The following is a 16544-nucleotide window of genomic DNA, read 5'->3' on the forward strand; positions in this document are numbered from 1 at the left end:
GCCCCGTGCCCGCGGCGAAGGAGCCGATTCAGCGCAGAGGGTCGATCACGACGCCGGGATTGAGGATTCCGGACGGGTCCAGCACGGCCTTGCCCGCCCGCAGGGCGGCGGCGAAGAGGTCCGGGCGCTGCCGGTCGTACCACGGCCGGTGGTCCCGGCCCACCGCGTGGTGGTGCGTGATGGTGGCCCCGTGCGCGAGCAGCGCCTCGGACACCGCCCGCTTGATCTCGTCCCACTGCTCCACGGTCCTGCCCCACGCTCCCGCGGCGTAGACCCCGAAGTACGGGGCGGGACCGTCGGGATAGACATGGGTGAACCGGCAGGTCACGACCCCCGTGGCGCCGACCTGGCGCATGGCGTCCCGGGCCGCGCCGTCCACGGCCGCGCGCAGCGCGTCGAACCGGTCCCAGGTACAGGCCGTCTCGAACGTCTCGACGATCATGCCCTGGGCCGCGAGGGCGTCCCGCTGGTACGGCATCCGCAGGAACGACGAGCGCCAGGTGTCGGCCGCCGAGGTCCGCGCGGCCGTGTCCGCGGTGTCGGTGTGGCGTGCCGGCTCCGACAGCGTGCCCCCGTGATCGTGGCAGAGTTCCAGGGCGCGTTCCATCGAGGCGGTGACGGGGTGGTCGGCGGACTCGAAGCCGAGGACCAGGACCGCGGTCGGACTGCCCGCGTTGATGAACGCCTCCATCGGGTCCAGCAGGCGGCAGTTGGCCGGATCGAGCCCGGACTGAGCGAGGGCGCGTACGGCCCGGACGCCCGCCTCGTAGTCCTTGAACGCCACCGACGCCCCGGACCGCCAGCGCGGCCGGTCGTGAAGGCGTAGCCAGGCCTGGGTGATGACACCGAGCGATCCCTCGGAACCGAGGAACATCCGGTCGGGCGAAGGACCGGCACCCGATCCTGGGAGACGGCGGCTCTCGACCACCCCGGCGGGAGTGACCACCCGCAGCGACTCGGTGAGGTCGTCGATGTGCGTGAGGCGGGTCGCGAAGTGGCCGCCGGCCCGGGTCGCCAGCCAGCCGCCGAGCGTGGAGAACTCGAAGGACTGGGGGAAGAACCGGAGCGTGTACCCGTGGGGCCTGAGCTGCTCCTCCAGGTGGGGGCCGAGGACGCCGGCCTGGACGAGCGCCGCGCGGCTGGTGCCGTCCACCTCCAGGACCCGGTCGAGGGAGCCGAGATCCAGGCTGACCACCCCGGCGTACTCCGCGCCCGTACGGGGTTCGACGCCTCCTACCACCGAGGTGCCGCCGCCGTACGGGACGACCGCGATCCCCGCGCCGTCGCACCACTCCAGCGTCCGCAGGACCTCGGCCTCCGAGGTGGGGCGCACGACGAGGTCCGGCACATGGGGCAGCCGGCCGAGCAGCGCGCGCACGACGTCACGGAACGCCTGGCCATGGCTGTGCGCCAGCCGGTCGCGGGTGTCGTACGAGGCCAGCCGGGCCAGCGCAGGCGGAGCGGTGACCCCGCTCGGGGCCACGTCGAACGACTCCACCGGTGGGGCCTCGTGGACGGTCAGGTCCGCGTCCGGAAGCAACTCGGCCGTGCGGCGGGTGAGTTCGGCGCGCTCGGCCCCGGTCACCGCGTCCTCGACGTTTCCCCAGCCCCACCACGAACGCGTCCTGCCGCTCATCGTTCTCCCCAGGTCCCTTGAATGGAACATCGCCGTATCGGATGCACTGAACTGAACTTCGGGTAACTTACCGGTCGGTCACTTTGGCATAGGGTGGGAACATGAGCAAGCAGGCGAGGGCCACGCAGGGCGTGGGCACCAAGGGGATGCCCCGCAAGGACCGGGAGCGGCTGATCCTGGAGGCGGCCGCCGAGGAGTTCGGTGCGAAGGGCTACGCGCGCGGGTCGACCGCGCAGGTGGCGGCACGGGCCGGCATCACCAAACCCATGATCTACGAGTACTTCGGGTCCAAGGACAGCCTCTATCTGACCTGCCTCGACGAGGCCGGCACCCATCTGGTCGACGCCGTCGCGTCCGCCCAGCAGGGACCCTCCGACCTCTCGCGCGCCGTGCGCACCCTGGAGGCCGTCTTCCGTGCGCTCGAATCGCGCCTGCACGACTGGGAGCTCGTCTACGACAGGACGCTCCCGGCCGAGGGCCCGCTGCCCGCGGCCGCGGCCGGGTACCGGAGGGAACTGAACCGGATGGGCGCGGTGGGCGTCGCGGAGTTCCTGCACGCCTCCCCGGCCGTCGAACCGCTCGACGCCGACCTCGTCACGCATCTCTGGTACGGGACCGTGAGCGCCGCCGTCGCCTGGTGGCGGCATCATCCCGAGCAGACGGCCGACGAGATGGCGGCGCGCTTCGAACGGATCGTCGCGGTGCTCTGCCCGGACCTGTGGGCTGCGCCCGCGCCTCTCACGCCCTGACGGAGCATCCCGTCGGCGGGGCCTTTCGGCGGGACCCCTCAGCGGGACCGGAGGTTCTCAGACGTGCTCAGCCGCGGCCTCCGCCCCCGTGACGGACGCCGCGGCTCGGCGGGGGAGGAGCACAGGGGTCGCCAGCAGGAGCACCCCCGCCAGGGCGATCGCGGTGCGCGGGCCGAGCAGCGCGCCGAGTACGCCCCACAGCGCCGTCAGCAGCGCGGTCGAGGCCTTGGTCGTCACCGCCCAGGCGGTCAGCGTGCGGGTGACCCGGTCGTTCGCGGTGCGTTCGAGGCGGTAGGTGGAGGAGACGGGGTTGAACACCCCGCAGCAGAAGATGAGCCCGAGCTCGACACCCATGACCAGCAGCAGCCCTCCCGTGCCCGGCCTCAGGAAGGCCAGGCCGATCGGCCAGACGGCGCGCAGAGCCCCGGACGCGGTCATGACCTGGTGCTGTCCGAACCGGGTGACCAGCGGGCGGGCCAGCCGGGAGCCGAGCAGACCGCCGATCGAGGGCGCGGCGAACGCGAGACCGTACTGCCACGGTGAGAAGCCGAGCCTGCCGAGCATCAGGACGGCGACCAGCGGCTGGGCGGCCATCACCAGGGCGTTGAACGAGGCGGTGTTGAAGAACAGCGGACGCAGGGTGGGGTCGGCGAGGATGTACCGCCAGCCGTCGAGCAGGTCCGAGGCCCGCATCCGCGCGGCCCGACGGTGTTCGGGCCGCGGCTCGTGGCCGCCCGTCGCGCGGATGCCCAGAGCGGAGAGCAGATAGCTGACCCCGTCGGCCACCACCGTCGCCACCGGACCCAGGAGCCCGACCGCCGCGCCGCCGAGCGGTGGGCCGATGATCGTGGTCGTCCAGGCCGTCGACTCGAACCGGGCTCCGGCGATCAGCAGGTCCCCGGCCGGTACCAGCGTCTTCAGATACGCGCCGGACGCGGCGCGGAAGGTGATGTCGGCCGCCGCGACGACGACGGAGACCAGCAGGAGCTGGACGAAGGTGAGCGCATCGAGCGCGAAGGCGACGGGGACCGTCGACAGTGCGGCGAACCGGACCAGGTCCATCGCGATCAGCACCGGACGCTTGCGGCGGAACTCCACCCACGGGCCCAGCGGCACCGCGACGGCCGCGCCCACCGCGGCCCCCACCGAGGCGAGAGCGGCCACCTCGGCCGGTCCTGCGTGCAGAACGCGGATGGCGATCAGCTCGAAGGAGCCGAAGGCGAGCCAGGTGCCGAGCGCGCTGGCCCCGTAGGCTCCCCACAGCCACCCGAACGGCCGCCCCAGCCGGTGCCCGCTCCTCATGCCCGACACCCCTCGCTCCGCAACCGTACCGCCGATCCGTGTCCGAGGACCGATCCGTGTCCGAGGACCGATCCCTGTCCGCGGACATCAAAGCGAGAACCGCGACCGGGGATCAAACAACCGCGGGACCACAGGCCACAACCAACGGTTGTAGCGCCGGGCCGTGTCCGCCTAGGGTGGGCAGGTGGACCTCGACACTGTCAGGACCTTCGTCGCCGTCGCCGACGCGGGGCGGTTCCAGGAGGCCGCCGCCGACCTCGCGGTCACCCAGCAGGCCGTCTCCAAACGCGTCGCCGCGCTGGAACGGGCCCTGGGAGTGCGGTTGTTCACCCGCACCCCGCGAGGCGCCGAGCTCACCATCGACGGGCAGGCGTTCCTGCCCCACGCGCGCGAGCTGCTGCGGGTGTCCGAACGGGCGGTCGCCTCCGTGCACACCGGCCGCCGTCCGCTGCGTGTCGACATCATCGCCTCGCGCGGCGCCGCCTCGGGCCTCATGCGCGGCTTCCACCGTGCGCACCCCGAGGTCGATCTCGACGTGGTGATGCTGTTCGACATCGAGAAGGCCGTCGGGGCCGTCCTGTCCGGCGAGCTCGACGCGTCCTTCCGCGCCGTCGCCGCACCGGGCAGACCGCTTCCCGAGGACATCGAGTCCGTACGGGTTCTCGACGAACCGCTCCTGCTGCTCACCGGTCCCGCCCACGCGCTGGCGGGAGCCCGTTCGGTGACCGTCGCCGAGCTCGTCGGGCACCGGATCTGGATGCCGGGCATCGTCCCCGGCACCGAGTGGGCCGCCTATTACGACGACCTGGTCGCCGAGTTCGGTCTCACCATCGAGGCGACCGGCCCCAACTTCGGCTCCGACGCGCTCCTGGAGGCCATCGCCGACACTCCGGCGCTCGCCACCTTCATGAGCGAGCGGACTCTTCCCCGGCTGTCCCCGGCGGGTACCCCCGGCGTCGGGGCGGCCGGGCACGGTCTGCGCCTGATCCCGGTGACCGACCCGACCCCCGTCTACCCGCACTCGCTGCTGTGGCACCGCGACCATCCGCACCCGGCACTGGCCACCCTGCGCGCCCACCTCGCCACCGCGTCGACCGGCCACGACGCGGCCGGGACCTGGACCCCGGACTGGGTCATCCCGCGCTGAGTCGTGCCCTCCACGATCGTCAGGGCGCGGTGGGCCCGTCTGCCGTCGCCCGCAGGAGCTGGTCCAGCGAGGTCGCCCGGTGCCCCGTGAGGTCCTCGACGGCGGTGGTCACGGCGGCGAGCGATCCGTCGGCGATCGCCGCGTAGGTGGACACCCAGGCGTCGAGCTGCCAGTCGGGAGCCCCGTACACCGCGCGGGAGGTGTAGGCCTCCTCGGTCGTCTCCGGGACGTAGGAGACCGGCCGCTCGCCGACGGCGGTGAGGATACGGGCCACTTCGCTGAGGGTGAGGGACTCCGGTCCCGTGAGCTCGTACGTACGGCCGGTGTGCGGAGCCGGATCGCGCAGCACCGCCACCGTGGCGTCGGCGATGTCGTCCTGGGCGACGACGGCCGCCCTGCCGTCGCCGGCCGGCCCCCGGATGACGCCGTCGGCGCCCACGAGAGCGGGCATGAAGTCGGCGTACAGGTTGTCGCGCAGGAAGGTGAACGGGATTCCGCGGGCGCGGATGTGCTGTTCGGTGTGCCAGTGGTCCCGGGCCAGGGTGAAGGTCGCGTCGGGTGCGGCCCCGTAGAAGGAGATGTAGACCAGGTGCGCGACACCCGCCCGGGCGGCGGCGTCGATGAACGTGCGGTGGTCCCGGAGCCGGTCGGGGGACTCCGAGGCCGAGACCATCAGGACCCGGTCGGTGCCGCGCAGGGCGTGGACGAGGGCTTCCTGGTCGTCGTAGGCGCCGGGCACGGCGATCGCGCCGGGCAGCTGGGGCGCCCGGGACGGGGTGCGGGCCAGGAGGGTCTGCGCGATGCCGGCGGCGGCCAGCCTGCGGGCGACGCGTCCGCCCAGGCGGCCGGTGGCTCCGGTGATCGCGTAGGTGGCATCGGGAGCCAATGTTCTCCTCCTTGAACGGGCACCGAGGTGGCTTCACCCGACGCTACAACCCGACCGCCTCGTACGACTCGACGTAGGAGTCGCCGTCGGCGCCGAAATACGTGCAGGTGCGGGCCGCCAGGTCGACGTCGTACCGGACGACCCCCGCCGCCCAGCAGCCCTGGACGAACTCGGGGAACGTCGTGCGGCCCGCCTGGTCGGCGCGCAGCGCCGCGATCAGCGCGTCACGGTCGAACGGCGGGACGTCGGTCATACCGGTGATCAGCGGCTCGCCCTGGACGGCCACCGGCCCGGCGGCGGTGAGGTAGAGCATCGCGTTGGACGGCACGGCCATCCGGCAGTGGGTGACGCCTGCCTGGCGCAGCACTTCGGCGAGGTGGGGGAATCCGCCGACCTGGGGGCGGACGGTCTCGGCGCGCGCCAGCGCGGCCCGCAGACGGTCGATCGCGTGGGTCATGGTGCTCTCCCGGGTCAAGGTGTGGGGGCGCCGCGGAGCGGACACCGCGTAGTACGATGACAACCAATGTACAGACTGACAACATGCTGTCAAAGTGAAGGAGGTGGCCGGCGTGCCCCGAGTGCCGGACGAGATGGCCCTGCTGGTCGCCGACATCTATGAGGCGGCCGGTGTGCTGCGCAGGTCGGGGGAGACGATCGCGGCGGCCGAGGGGCAGACGCAGGCGCGCTGGCAGGTTCTCAGCGTCGTTTCCGACGAGCCTCTGTCCGTCGCCCGGGCCGCCCGCCGCCTGGGCGTCACCCGCCAGGGGGTCCAGCGCATCGCCAACGACCTGGCCCGCGACGGACTGGCCGACTTCCGGCCCAACCCCGATCACCGGAGTTCGCCGCTCCTCGGTCTCACCCCCCAGGGGCGCCGTGTACTGGACGGGATCACGGACCGCGCCGCGGTGACCCACCGGCTGCTCGCCGCCGGGATCGAATCCGCCGAGATCGTCGCCGCCAGGGATCTGCTGCGCCGGGTGATCGAGCAAGTGGGGCGACAGCAGGGCGAGTAGACGCTGCCCGATTGCCGATTGCCGATTGCCGATTGCCGATTGCCGTTTGCGATTGCCGGTTGCCGGTTGCCGTCGTCGGGTCGCCGATCACCGTCGTCTGGACGGCGGCTGGCCTCCGCGTCACGTCTCCGGGGTCGTCAGCCATCGGCCCGGATGGCCGGGCGGCAGCTGGAGATCCTCGCGCACGGCCACGTAATAGCCTTCCCGGCCCCGGCGTTGGCGTTCCAGGAGGGCCTGCCACGCCTGGGGGTCGCGGGTGCCCGCGCGTTGGAAGCGCTCCATCTCCATGACCACGGTCACCCAGACCCTGGCCCGGTCCACCACCTCGCGGCTGCCCAGCATGATCAGCGCCTCGCCGGCGGGATCGCGGTCGTCGGTGGCCCGGGCCAGGAGCGGCTCGGCCTCGTCCAGCGGCAAGGGGTGCGGATGCGGGTCGTTGCCGATGTGGGCGGCCACGCGGTAGGTGAGGGTCACCGACTTCTTCAGCGACCGCGCGTACTCGGAGTACACGGCCAGGCGCCGCTCGTCCCACCGGTCCGCACGGTCCCGTTCGAAGCGTGCGCGATCACTGCGGACGAGGGCCAGATACGACCCCAGGGCGCCGATCACGACGCCCACGAGAGCGGGGAGTTGCTGAAGAAATGCGGACATGTGCGCACCGTACCCGGCCAGTTGGACGCACAGGCGGTCGTCGATGATCTTCCGCCGTCGCCGGGCCGTCCGACGCCAGGACATCAACCGGGCCTCACCACACGCCCGCCGCCTCGAAGACCTCCGTGACCGACCCCATGCCCTCACCTCGGCCAGGGGCCGGCTCCGACGGTACGGGCCCGACCTCACGGCACACCTGGTGCCGCCGGTACGCGATGGGTCAAGCTGGCCCGCATGGACTGGTTGCCACTGCTCTCCACCCTGGCCGGGGCCGCGATCGGGATCGGTTCCACCGTCGTCGCCGACCGGAACCGGTGGAAGCGCGAGGACGCCAAGGACGGCCTTCGGCTCAGACTCGACATCTACACGCAGTACACCACCACCGTGAAGGTTCTCGGCGAGACCCTGCGGGCCCTGGCCGAGCGGCAGCACCCCTCCGACGACGAGCGCGCGCTCGCCCTGCGCCAGGCCTTCCGGGACTCCGGCATCGGCGTCGCGTCGGAACGCATGTGGCTCATCGCGCCCCAACCCGTCGTGAAGGCCTGCGACGGCGTGTTCCACTGCCTGCGCCGCATCTGCGAGGGGTACGCCGACGGCTCCGCGGTCGGCGGTCCGGAGGATCGCGCCCGCTGGGAGGCACGCGGCCTGGCGGCGGCCAGGATGCGCAAGCTCATGCGCGAGGACCTGGGCGTCGGCCCCCTCACCGAACGCCACAGCCCCCTCCTCGACGGCCAGGACAACGCGGCCCTGCCCTGACCGCATCGGGTCAGGGCAGGATCTCGACGTACCCGTCGGTGCCGTGGACCCGGATCCGCTGCCCGTCCCGGATCCGCCGGGTGGCCTGGTCCACGCCCACGACCGCGGGCAGGCCGTACTCCCGGGCGATCACCGCGCCGTGGGTCATCAGGCCGCCCACCTCCGTCACCAGACCCGCGACCGCGACGAACAGCGGTGACCAGCTGGGGTCCGTGAACGGAGTGACCAGGATGTCGCCCGCCTCCAGATCGGCCTCCGCCATGTCGAGGATCACGCGGGCTCGCCCCTCGACGGTGCCCGCGGAGACGGGCAGGCCGACCAGGGCGCCGGCCGGCACGTCGTCGCGACGGTACGCCCCGTCGACGGCCTCACCGTCCGAGGTGAGCACCCGGGGCGGGGTGAGCGCCCGGTACGAACGGAACTCCTCCTTGCGCCGCTCGATGAGCCGTTCGTCCACCCGGTGCGTGCGTACGACGTCGTGGAACTCCTCGAACGTGAGGTAGAAGACGTCCTCCTTGCCGGGAAGCACCCCGGCCCCCACGAGACGTTCGGCCTCCTCCAGCAGGGCCCGCTTGTAGACGAAGGAGCGGCTGACGATGCCGTACTTCGGATACTCCCGGTAGCCCGCGAAGGCCCTGACCTGGTCGATCATCCGCTTCGTCTGCTCGGCCCTGCGCTCACCGTCCGGCAGTGCGCGCAGGCGTGCCAGCACGTCCTGTTCCTTCGCCGCCGCCCTTTGCCGCCCTTGCTCGAAGCGCCGCTCCGCCGCGCCCGGTTCGAAGTTCCTGACGTTGTCGAGGATCACGGGCACCAGCGTGCCGGGGCGCTCGCGCCACCGTGGCCGCGTGATGTCGATCTCGCCGACGCAGCGCATGCCGTACCGGTCGAGATAGGCCTCGATGGCCTCACGGGCCTCCACCCCGCCCGCGACCTTCACCAACGCGTTCAGGAAGTCCTCGTCCTCGACGTCCCGCAGGATCGCCACCACCTCGGGCCGCGCCCGGATCACGTCGGCGACGTCGAGCAGCTCAAGCCCCATCTCCGAGGTGATGTTGTCGGGGGCGGACAGCGTCAGCGTGTCGGCCGCGTTCTTCTCGCCCAGCCACTCGAGCAGCCTGTCGTTGAGCCACCAGGTGGCCTCCATCCCCGCCATGATCGCCTGGATGTTCAGCGGATCGCCGAGGACCCGCCTGTGCTCCGCGAAGGCCTCCAGCAGGAAGGCGAACAGCGCCGGTCCCGTCTTCGCGCGGATACCGCGCTCCAGAGCCGCCACGGACGCCTCGCTGCGCTCGATCAGTCGGGAGACGAGGGCCGGGTCGGCTTCGGTTGGGACGGTGGAGGTATCTCCCGCCGGTGGACCGGCAGGACCCGCGTCCGGGAGCGAGGGGACGACATCGCCCTGGTCGAGCACGGTCTCCAGCGCGTCCCTGACCAGCGGATCGCCCCTCCCCATGACCTCCAGGAGCGCGGCGCGGCTCGCGGGCGAGGCCAGGCGCGGGGCGACGTCGACGAACAGCCGTCCGCCGGCCTCGTGCATCGGCACCATCGCCGTCAGCCGCCACATGGACAGGCCCAGGGGCCTCATGGGGTCGGTCATCATCTGCTGGTGGCCGACGGACACGTAGACGTGGCTCTCCTCGTCGCCGCGCTCAGGAACGGGGAACAGCGTCGTGATCGGCCGGCTCTGGACGATCCGGAAGCCGTCGTCCGCCAGACACCATTCGATGTCCTGGGGACGGCCGAAGTGCGCCTCGATCCGCCGCCCCAGCCGTACGAGCCGTACGGCCTGGTCGTCCGTCAGCGCCGGGAGTTCCTGTCGCCGCGGGTCGATCGCCGCTTCGCGCGTCCCGCCGTCGGGCACGGCGTGCACGGCGAGCCGCTTGGCGGCGATCGTCCGGGAGACGACCCGGCCGTCGCGCACCTTGAAGACGTCCGGGTTCACCAGTCCGGACACCAGGGCCTCGCCGAGGCCGAAGCCGGCTTCCACGGTGGCGACCTTCCGGTTCCCCGTCACGGGATCGGCGGTGAACAGGATGCCGGACGCGTCCGGGACGACCATCCGCTGGACGACCACGGCCATATGGACCGTGCGGTGGTCGATGCCGTTCCGCCGGCGGTAGGTCACGGCCCGCTCCGTGAACAGCGAGGCCCAGCAGCGGCTGATGTGCCGCAGGATCTCCGCCGGTCCCACGACGTTCAGATACGTGTCCTGCTGGCCCGCGAACGACGCCGTCGGCAGGTCCTCCGCCGTCGCGCTGGACCGGACCGCGTACGCGGACCCCCCGCCCAGCCCGGCGAGCGCGCCGGTGACCGCCTCCGCGAGATCGACCGGGACGGCCGTGCCCTCGATGGTCTCGCGGATCCGGGCGCTGAGCGTGCGGATCGCCTCCCGGTCGTCCGGGCCCACCCGCGCCAGCTCGTCGAGCGGTTCCTCGACCGACGGCGCCAGCGCCATGATCCGCCGGAACGCGTCCGTCGTCACGCAGAAGCCGTCCGGCACCCGGGTGCCCTCGATCCGCGACAGCGCGCCCAGGTGCGCGCCCTTGCCGCCGACCTCCGCGATCCGCGTCTCGTCGACCTCTTGAAGATCCAGCACGTACGGCTCTGTCATCGCCACGCCTCCGAGGCGGCCGTGCTCCGTCGTCCCGCGATGTCCGATCGCGTCACGGGCGCCTCCCACTCCGTCGAACCCCTTGTCGTGCACGTTCTCATCCCTGATCGCCGATGGCCTGCCCGCTGATGCCCCGTCGACTGACGAGTCGTCCGCTGACGAGTCGTCCGGCCGCTCCGCCGGGCGGGCGGCGCACCGACGCGTCCGCGCAGGCCGGGGCACAGGCCGACGATTGTGCGCCCCGACCGGGGCCTTGCGGCAAGCCCCCCTGTGCGCTATACCTTGAGAGAGGCAAGGAGAGGGCTCTCCTTGCCTTCGCCATGTCCCGTCCCGTCGGGGACCGTGGGCGCTTCCGGCGCCGAGCACTGGCGTACCGGCGTTGCAACGGCTCGCCGGTCTCAGGCGACGATCAGACGCAGGCCGAGTTCCGCCGCGTCGAGGGCGAGCAGGTCGCGGTTGCGTTCGGCCCACCGGCCCGAGGCGAGGTCGTCGCGCAGTCCGGTCACGGCCCGCTCCTCGGCCCGCGGCCCGACCCTGGTCCACACCGACACCGCGCGACGAACGGACTCCTCCAGGTACGCCTCGGGCCGACGCCAGTGGGCCTCGAAGAAGCCGTCGGCGCAGTCCCACGGAATGAGCACCGGCTCCGCCCTGCCCCCGATCGCACGGGTCAGTTCGGCCAGCGAGGGCCAGTCGGCGACGAGCCCGGCGACCTCGGGCAGATAGTCGCGGGTGAGCCAGAACCGGTCGCGCCATGCCGCGTCGCTGCCGTCGTGCGTGAACACCACCACGCGCCGGGCCACCCGCCGCATCTCGCGCAGCCCGGCGATCGGGTCCCGCCAGTGATGAACGGTGCTGAAGGCCATCGCCGCGTCGAAGGCCCCGTCCTCGAACGGGAGGTTCTCCGCGTCGGCGGCCACACAGGGGGCCGCGCCCGCGGGACGCTGCGACCGCATGACCGACGAGGGTTCCACCGCGGTCACTTCGCGGTCCGGAGGTTCGTACGAGCCGGTGCCCGCGCCGACGTTCAGTACCGTTCGCGCGTCCCCGAGCGCATCCCAGACGCGAGCGGCGATCCGCGGCTCGGTCCGGCGCGTCGTGGGGTAGGCGGAGCCGATGGCGTCGTACAACCGTGCCCCGAACATGGCGAGTTGGTCCTCCGGTGCCGTCCTGATCCCCATGGCCCGTGCCTCCAGTTCCCTGTCGATCGCCATCACGGTCGCCGTCGCATGGTCGCGCTGTCGCAGCGACAGGGCGCGCAGATGGCGCAGATGCGCGACCGTGTCCGTCCCGGGGTCGTCGACCAGCCGCGCGATCTCCCGTAGTCCGAAGCCGAGCCGCCGGTAGGCGATCACCTCCCGCAGCCGCTCCACATCGCCCGCCGCGTAGGCCCGGTATCCGGCCGGGGTCCGTGCGGACGGCCGTACGAGGCCGATCGCGTCGTAGTGATGCAGCGTGCGGACGCTCACCCCGGCCAACTCCGCCACGCGCCCGACGGTCAGGTGTTCTTCCACGCCTCCGACCATGCGGCCTGACGCCGCGTGAGGGTCAAGAGGCTGGGTCCCCGGGCTCTGCGTGACCTTCGTGTGGACTTGTCAACTAGGCATGCACACATCGATAGTTGTCCCGTTCGGCGTGGTTGGGGCGGGTGGCGAGGGGGCGGACTCTTGAGGCGGGACGAGGGTGTGGGGGAGCTCGGTGAGAGACGCGGGACCTATCCGGTAGCGAGCGTCACCGGGGCCCTGCTTCAGATGTTCCGGCGGTTCGCGGTGCTCTTCTGCCTCATCGTGCTGGGATTCCTGATCTTCAAGAGGCCGGACGGGGGACTGTCCAAGGGGCTGATCACGGTGGCCGTGATCCTCGGTCTGGTCGGTCTGCGGGCCGCGTGGGGCTGGTTGTCCGCGCGGCTCGGGGTGCGGGTGTGTCACATCCACACCGGCGGCCTCGCCGTCACCGGTCTGTTCGGCCAGACGAAGCACGTCGTGCCGTGGGACCGGGTCACCGTCCTGAAGCACATGTCCAACACGTCACCCCTGCTCACCTTCCATCGGTTCGAGCTGGTGCGCCGCGACGCCAGGACGGTGGCGATCCTCGTCCTCCGGGCGAACCCGGAGTTCGTGCCGGCCCTGAAGCGGGCTTCGGCGCTGGGTGGCATGCGGGAGGAGTGACGGCGGGGCTGTCTGTTCGCCGAGCGGGCCGTTGGTCGATCGAGCCGGTGGGTCAGAGACTCGGCGGATCAGAGGCTCGGCGGGTCAGAGGGGCAGAGGTCAGCAGTCCGGCGCGGCGCTCGGCTCGGACCACCCCTTCCTGCTCCCCGGACCGGGAGGTCACGCGGTGCCGGGAGCGCGTGGGTCGTCCATGCGGGAGAGCCAGGTCGTGAGCAGCGTCTCCAGCGATGCGGCCTCGGCCGCGGTCAGCAGATCCAGCAGGCGGCGTTCATTGCGCATGTGGTCGGTGAACGCCTGGTCGATCAGTTCGCGTCCGGGCCTGGTCAGGGCGACGATCCGGCCGCGCTGGTCGTCGCCTGAACGGCGGCGGGTGACGAGTCCTGCCCGCTCCAGGCGGTCGATCCGCTTCGTCATCGCGCCGGTGGTGACCATCGTGTGGGCGGCGAGCTCACCGGGCGCCCGTTCGTAGGGTTCACCGGCGCGGCGCAGTGCGCACAGGACGTCGAACTCGCCCTCGCCCAGTCCGTAGCGGTCGTAGACGAGGCACAGCTCCTCGCTGAGCCGGTCGGCCAGGCGGTGCAGCCGCCCGATCACTCCCTGCGGGGTGACGTCGACGTCGGGTCGCTCGCGGCGCCACTCCGCCTGGATGCCGGCCACGCGGTCGAGAGGTTCTCCGTGCTCCATGCCCACCAGGATACCTTCCCGGGAAGGTATAGTAGCTTCCATGGAAGCCAATGTGCGGTGGGTGGCCGTGACCGCGTTCGCGCCGGTGGCCTGGGGGACCAACTACTTCGTGACGCACGAGTACCTGCCGGCCGACCGGCCGCTGTACGGGGCGGCCCTGCGGGCGCTGCCCGCGGGACTCGTCCTGCTCGCCCTGTGCCGACGGCTGCCGCGCGGCGCCTGGTGGTGGCGCTCCGCGGTGCTCGGACTGCTCAACATGAGCGTGTTCTTCGTCCTCGTCTACACCGCTTCCCAGCTGCTTCCGACGAGCGTGGCCTCGACCGTCATGGCGGTCGCGCCCCTGACGATGATGCTCATCGCCTGGCCCCTGGTGTCCGAGCGGCCCAGGGCCGCCCACCTGTCCGGCGCGGTGGTCGGACTCGCGGGGGTCTGTCTCATGCTGCTCGCCGGGGTGGACGGGGTGAGCGTCCCGGGTGTCCTCGCCTCGGCGGCCGCCATGCTGGTGTCGTCCTTCGGGTACATCCTGGCCAAGCGGTGGAACGCCGGTGCCGACGTGCTCGCCTCGACCGCCTGGCAGCTCACCGCCGGTGGCGTGTTCCTGCTGCCGGTGGCCGCGGCCGTGGAAGGGCCTCCGCCCGCGCTGTCCGGGCCGACACTCCTCGCGTTCGGCTACGTCACCCTGATCGCCACCGCGCTCGCCTTCGCCGCCTGGTTCACCGGGCTACGGCATCTGCCCACGGGGACCGTCGGACTGATCGGCCTGCTCAATCCCGTCACCGGGGTACTGCTCGGCACCGTGGTCGCCGGAGAGGTGCTGACCGTGCAGCAACTGGGCGGACTGGTGCTGGTCCTGGCCGGAGTCGTGCTCGGCCGGCCCAGGCGTACGGGCGGGGGCGGACGTGCGGCCGCGTCGGCACCCGGGCATGGACGACCGACGGCCCCGACGCCATGTCGATGAGTCGATGAAACGCCGAAGCGATGAAGGGATGGGGGCTGAGGCGACGAGGGGCGGGCGCTGGGGTGATGAGGGGATGCGGAGGTGGGGGATCGCCGGCTCCGGGCCGCTACCCGTTCCTCCGTACGAAGAACTCGTTGCCGTCCGGGTCGAACAGCAGGACCGGCTCGCCCGGATTCTCATCGTCGCCCGTACGGGTCGCGCCGAGCGAGACCAGGCGGTCGACCTCGGCGTCGAACTCGGCGCCCGCGGGGAGCGACAGCTCGAAGAACAGCCTGTTCGTGCCGGTCTTCGGTGCCACCGGGGGACCGCCCCAGGTGATTTTCGTGCCGCCGCTCGGCGACTGGATCGCGGTCTCCTGGTCCCGGTCCCAGACCAGCGGCCACCGCAGCGCCTCGCTCCAGAAGAGGCCGACCTCCCGCGTGCCGTCGCAGGCGAGCGCTCCGATGAACCCGGTGTCGGCGAGGAACTTGTTGCCCGCCTCGATCACGCAGAACTCGTTGCCGTCCGGATCGACGAGCACCACATGTCCCTCTTCGGGGAGTTGACCCACGTCGAGGTGCTCGCCACCGAGCTCCAGGGCCCTGGCCACCGTCTCCTGCTGGGCCTCCGGGGAAGAGCTGGTGAGGTCGAAGTGCGCCCGGTTCCGGCCGGATCTCGGCTCCTGGCTCGGCAGGAACCGGATACGGAACCGGTCGGCATCCGGCGGCAGGATCGCGATGCCACCGTCCGGATCGCCCCCCGATTCGCCGTCCGGATCACCACCCGGTACACCGTCCGGATCACCACCCGAGGCGTCGGCCCGTCCCCAGCCCAGGACACCGGACCAGAACCGCGCCAGGTCCGACGGCCGGGTCGCGTGGAAGCAGATCGCGAACAACTGACTGCTCATACCCGTGCATCTCCGATCCGCCGACGCCGACGCGATGACCGCGTGCAGCCTAGAGACGCCTGTGCGGTGTCCGCATCCGAGTTTCCGCCGCGGGGGAGCCGGGATGGTCGGAGCCGGCCGGTGACGGTGTGATCACGGAGAGCCTGCGGTAGTGGGGTCCGTGCCCAGTGCCTGGTGTCCTGGGGGTGTGTCGGTCGTTCCCCGTGTCCAGTACTGGGCCAGGGCGCCCTCCTTGTACGGGGCTGGACTGACGCTGAGTTCACCCGCGAACGGGCGGTCCAGGACGAAGACCAGGAGCAGGCTGAAGCCGACGAGTCCGGCGACCGAGGCGACGAACAGGATCTGGACCCTCAGTTTGCGCATGCCGTAGAGGAACGTGAGCGGGATCAGGACCAGTGCGCCGCCGAAGGCCAATACCTGGAGGAGCGGCGGGAGTTCCTGGCGTGCCATGGTGATACGGGCACGGCGCTGGGAGGCGACGTCGTTGAGGTGGCTCACGGCCTCCTCGTAGAAGACCTGTTCGCTCTGACTCTTCGGGTCGTACGCCTGGAGCGCCTGGAAGGCCGCGCCGAGGTGGACTTCCGTGGCTCCGTAACTGGGGTTTCCCGCGCGCATCCGGGGCCACTGGTCCTCCACGACCGCGTGGACGTATCCGCTCATGGTGGAGTCGAGACGGGTGCGCACCTGTGCCGGGAACGCGCCGGCGTCACGGGTGATGAGCGCCGCGTCCGTCGCCTCGGACGCGACGATGGTCTGGGTGTCCTCCAGTTGGGTCCAGAGGGTGACGATGACGAAGGCGAGGATGATCCCGTAGATCGCGCCGAACATGCCGAGTGTCACCCCGACCATCTCGTTGTGTTCGCCGCGGGCCACCGAGGGATATCTGCGGCGCAGCAGCATGCTGCCGCCGACGGCCAGGAGGACGGTTCCCCCGACGATCGCGACGGCCAGGGTGAAGGTGCTGAAGTGATTGAGCAGCCAGAGCGAGAGATGCGTGGAGTCTAGAGGGGACACACTCGCCCAAACGCACGCCGCCGATGGGTCGCTACGGGTGTGGCCTGCAAGTTCACACCACCGGGTGAGAGACCGGCATC

Annotated in this window: 16 protein-coding genes; 6 read left to right on the forward strand and 10 right to left on the reverse strand. The window is 71.7% G+C overall.

Features of this window, described 5'->3' with window-relative positions; translation table 11 throughout:
* Nucleotides 1-28 precede the first annotated feature (28 nt).
* Complete coding sequence (locus tag ACZ4AA_RS17160; protein ID WP_467602084.1) at nucleotides 29-1636, reverse strand: FAD-binding oxidoreductase; 1608 nt, start codon at nucleotides 1634-1636, stop codon at nucleotides 29-31.
* A gap of 101 nt (nucleotides 1637-1737) precedes the next feature.
* Between ACZ4AA_RS17160 and ACZ4AA_RS17165 the strand changes: the two genes are divergently transcribed.
* The gene (locus ACZ4AA_RS17165) at nucleotides 1738-2385 is read left to right on the forward strand and encodes a TetR/AcrR family transcriptional regulator (RefSeq protein WP_467602087.1); all 648 of its coding nucleotides are present in this window, start codon (nucleotides 1738-1740) and stop codon (nucleotides 2383-2385) included.
* A 57-nt stretch (nucleotides 2386-2442) separates the two neighbouring features.
* Here the strand turns inward: ACZ4AA_RS17165 and ACZ4AA_RS17170 are convergent, their stop codons facing one another.
* Nucleotides 2443-3687: an MFS transporter gene (locus ACZ4AA_RS17170; protein WP_467602090.1), complete on the reverse strand. Its 1245-nt coding sequence runs from the start codon at nucleotides 3685-3687 to the stop codon at nucleotides 2443-2445.
* Nucleotides 3688-3871: 184 nt separating this feature from the next.
* On the opposite strand from ACZ4AA_RS17170, the gene ACZ4AA_RS17175 reads away from it, so the two are divergent.
* Nucleotides 3872-4834 carry a LysR family transcriptional regulator gene (locus ACZ4AA_RS17175; protein ID WP_467602094.1) on the forward strand — a complete coding sequence of 321 codons (963 nt, stop codon included), beginning with the start codon at nucleotides 3872-3874 and terminating at the stop codon, nucleotides 4832-4834.
* Between the two features lie 19 nt (nucleotides 4835-4853).
* On the opposite strand, the gene ACZ4AA_RS17180 is transcribed toward ACZ4AA_RS17175, so the two are convergent.
* Nucleotides 4854-5720 (reverse strand): SDR family oxidoreductase, encoded by an 867-nt coding sequence (locus tag ACZ4AA_RS17180; protein WP_467602099.1) that lies wholly within the window; start codon nucleotides 5718-5720, stop codon nucleotides 4854-4856.
* A gap of 43 nt (nucleotides 5721-5763) precedes the next feature.
* On the reverse strand, nucleotides 5764-6177 hold the full coding sequence (locus ACZ4AA_RS17185) for a DUF1398 family protein (protein ID WP_467602104.1): 414 nt from the start codon (nucleotides 6175-6177) through the stop codon (nucleotides 5764-5766).
* A 112-nt stretch (nucleotides 6178-6289) separates the two neighbouring features.
* Between ACZ4AA_RS17185 and ACZ4AA_RS17190 the strand changes: the two genes are divergently transcribed.
* On the forward strand, nucleotides 6290-6733 hold the full coding sequence (locus ACZ4AA_RS17190; RefSeq protein ID WP_467602108.1) for a MarR family winged helix-turn-helix transcriptional regulator: 444 nt from the start codon (nucleotides 6290-6292) through the stop codon (nucleotides 6731-6733).
* Nucleotides 6734-6853: 120 nt separating this feature from the next.
* Here ACZ4AA_RS17190 and ACZ4AA_RS17195 read toward each other — a convergent pair whose 3' ends face one another.
* Nucleotides 6854-7384: a hypothetical protein gene (locus ACZ4AA_RS17195; RefSeq protein ID WP_467602112.1), complete on the reverse strand. Its 531-nt coding sequence runs from the start codon at nucleotides 7382-7384 to the stop codon at nucleotides 6854-6856.
* Between the two features lie 234 nt (nucleotides 7385-7618).
* Between ACZ4AA_RS17195 and ACZ4AA_RS17200 the strand changes: the two genes are divergently transcribed.
* Nucleotides 7619-8140 (forward strand): hypothetical protein, encoded by a 522-nt coding sequence (locus ACZ4AA_RS17200; protein WP_467602115.1) that lies wholly within the window; start codon nucleotides 7619-7621, stop codon nucleotides 8138-8140.
* A 10-nt stretch (nucleotides 8141-8150) separates the two neighbouring features.
* Here the strand turns inward: ACZ4AA_RS17200 and rph are convergent, their stop codons facing one another.
* Both rph and ACZ4AA_RS17210 read right to left on the reverse strand, forming a co-directional pair.
* A complete protein-coding gene (gene rph, locus ACZ4AA_RS17205; RefSeq protein ID WP_467602486.1) occupies nucleotides 8151-10751 on the reverse strand; it encodes a rifamycin-inactivating phosphotransferase in 2601 nt (866 codons plus the stop codon).
* 398 nt (nucleotides 10752-11149) lie between these two features.
* Entirely contained in the window at nucleotides 11150-12277 is a 1128-nt protein-coding gene (locus tag ACZ4AA_RS17210; RefSeq protein ID WP_467602119.1) for a MerR family transcriptional regulator, read from the reverse strand.
* Nucleotides 12278-12436: 159 nt separating this feature from the next.
* Between ACZ4AA_RS17210 and ACZ4AA_RS17215 the strand changes: the two genes are divergently transcribed.
* Complete coding sequence (locus tag ACZ4AA_RS17215) at nucleotides 12437-12919, forward strand: hypothetical protein (RefSeq protein WP_467602122.1); 483 nt, start codon at nucleotides 12437-12439, stop codon at nucleotides 12917-12919.
* Between the two features lie 159 nt (nucleotides 12920-13078).
* Here ACZ4AA_RS17215 and ACZ4AA_RS17220 read toward each other — a convergent pair whose 3' ends face one another.
* Nucleotides 13079-13603 carry a MarR family winged helix-turn-helix transcriptional regulator gene (locus tag ACZ4AA_RS17220; protein ID WP_467602124.1) on the reverse strand — a complete coding sequence of 175 codons (525 nt, stop codon included), beginning with the start codon at nucleotides 13601-13603 and terminating at the stop codon, nucleotides 13079-13081.
* A 40-nt stretch (nucleotides 13604-13643) separates the two neighbouring features.
* Here ACZ4AA_RS17220 and ACZ4AA_RS17225 point away from each other — a divergent pair, with 40 nt between their 5' ends.
* The gene (locus tag ACZ4AA_RS17225; RefSeq protein WP_467602127.1) at nucleotides 13644-14561 is read left to right on the forward strand and encodes an EamA family transporter; all 918 of its coding nucleotides are present in this window, start codon (nucleotides 13644-13646) and stop codon (nucleotides 14559-14561) included.
* 106 nt (nucleotides 14562-14667) lie between these two features.
* On the opposite strand, the gene ACZ4AA_RS17230 is transcribed toward ACZ4AA_RS17225, so the two are convergent.
* A complete protein-coding gene (locus ACZ4AA_RS17230) occupies nucleotides 14668-15450 on the reverse strand; it encodes a VOC family protein (protein WP_467602130.1) in 783 nt (260 codons plus the stop codon).
* Nucleotides 15451-15582: 132 nt separating this feature from the next.
* The gene (locus tag ACZ4AA_RS17235; RefSeq protein WP_467602133.1) at nucleotides 15583-16464 is read right to left on the reverse strand and encodes a bestrophin-like domain; all 882 of its coding nucleotides are present in this window, start codon (nucleotides 16462-16464) and stop codon (nucleotides 15583-15585) included.
* Nucleotides 16465-16544 lie beyond the last annotated feature (80 nt).

It is taken from the genome of Streptomyces sp. NPDC024698, from assembly GCF_055559015.1.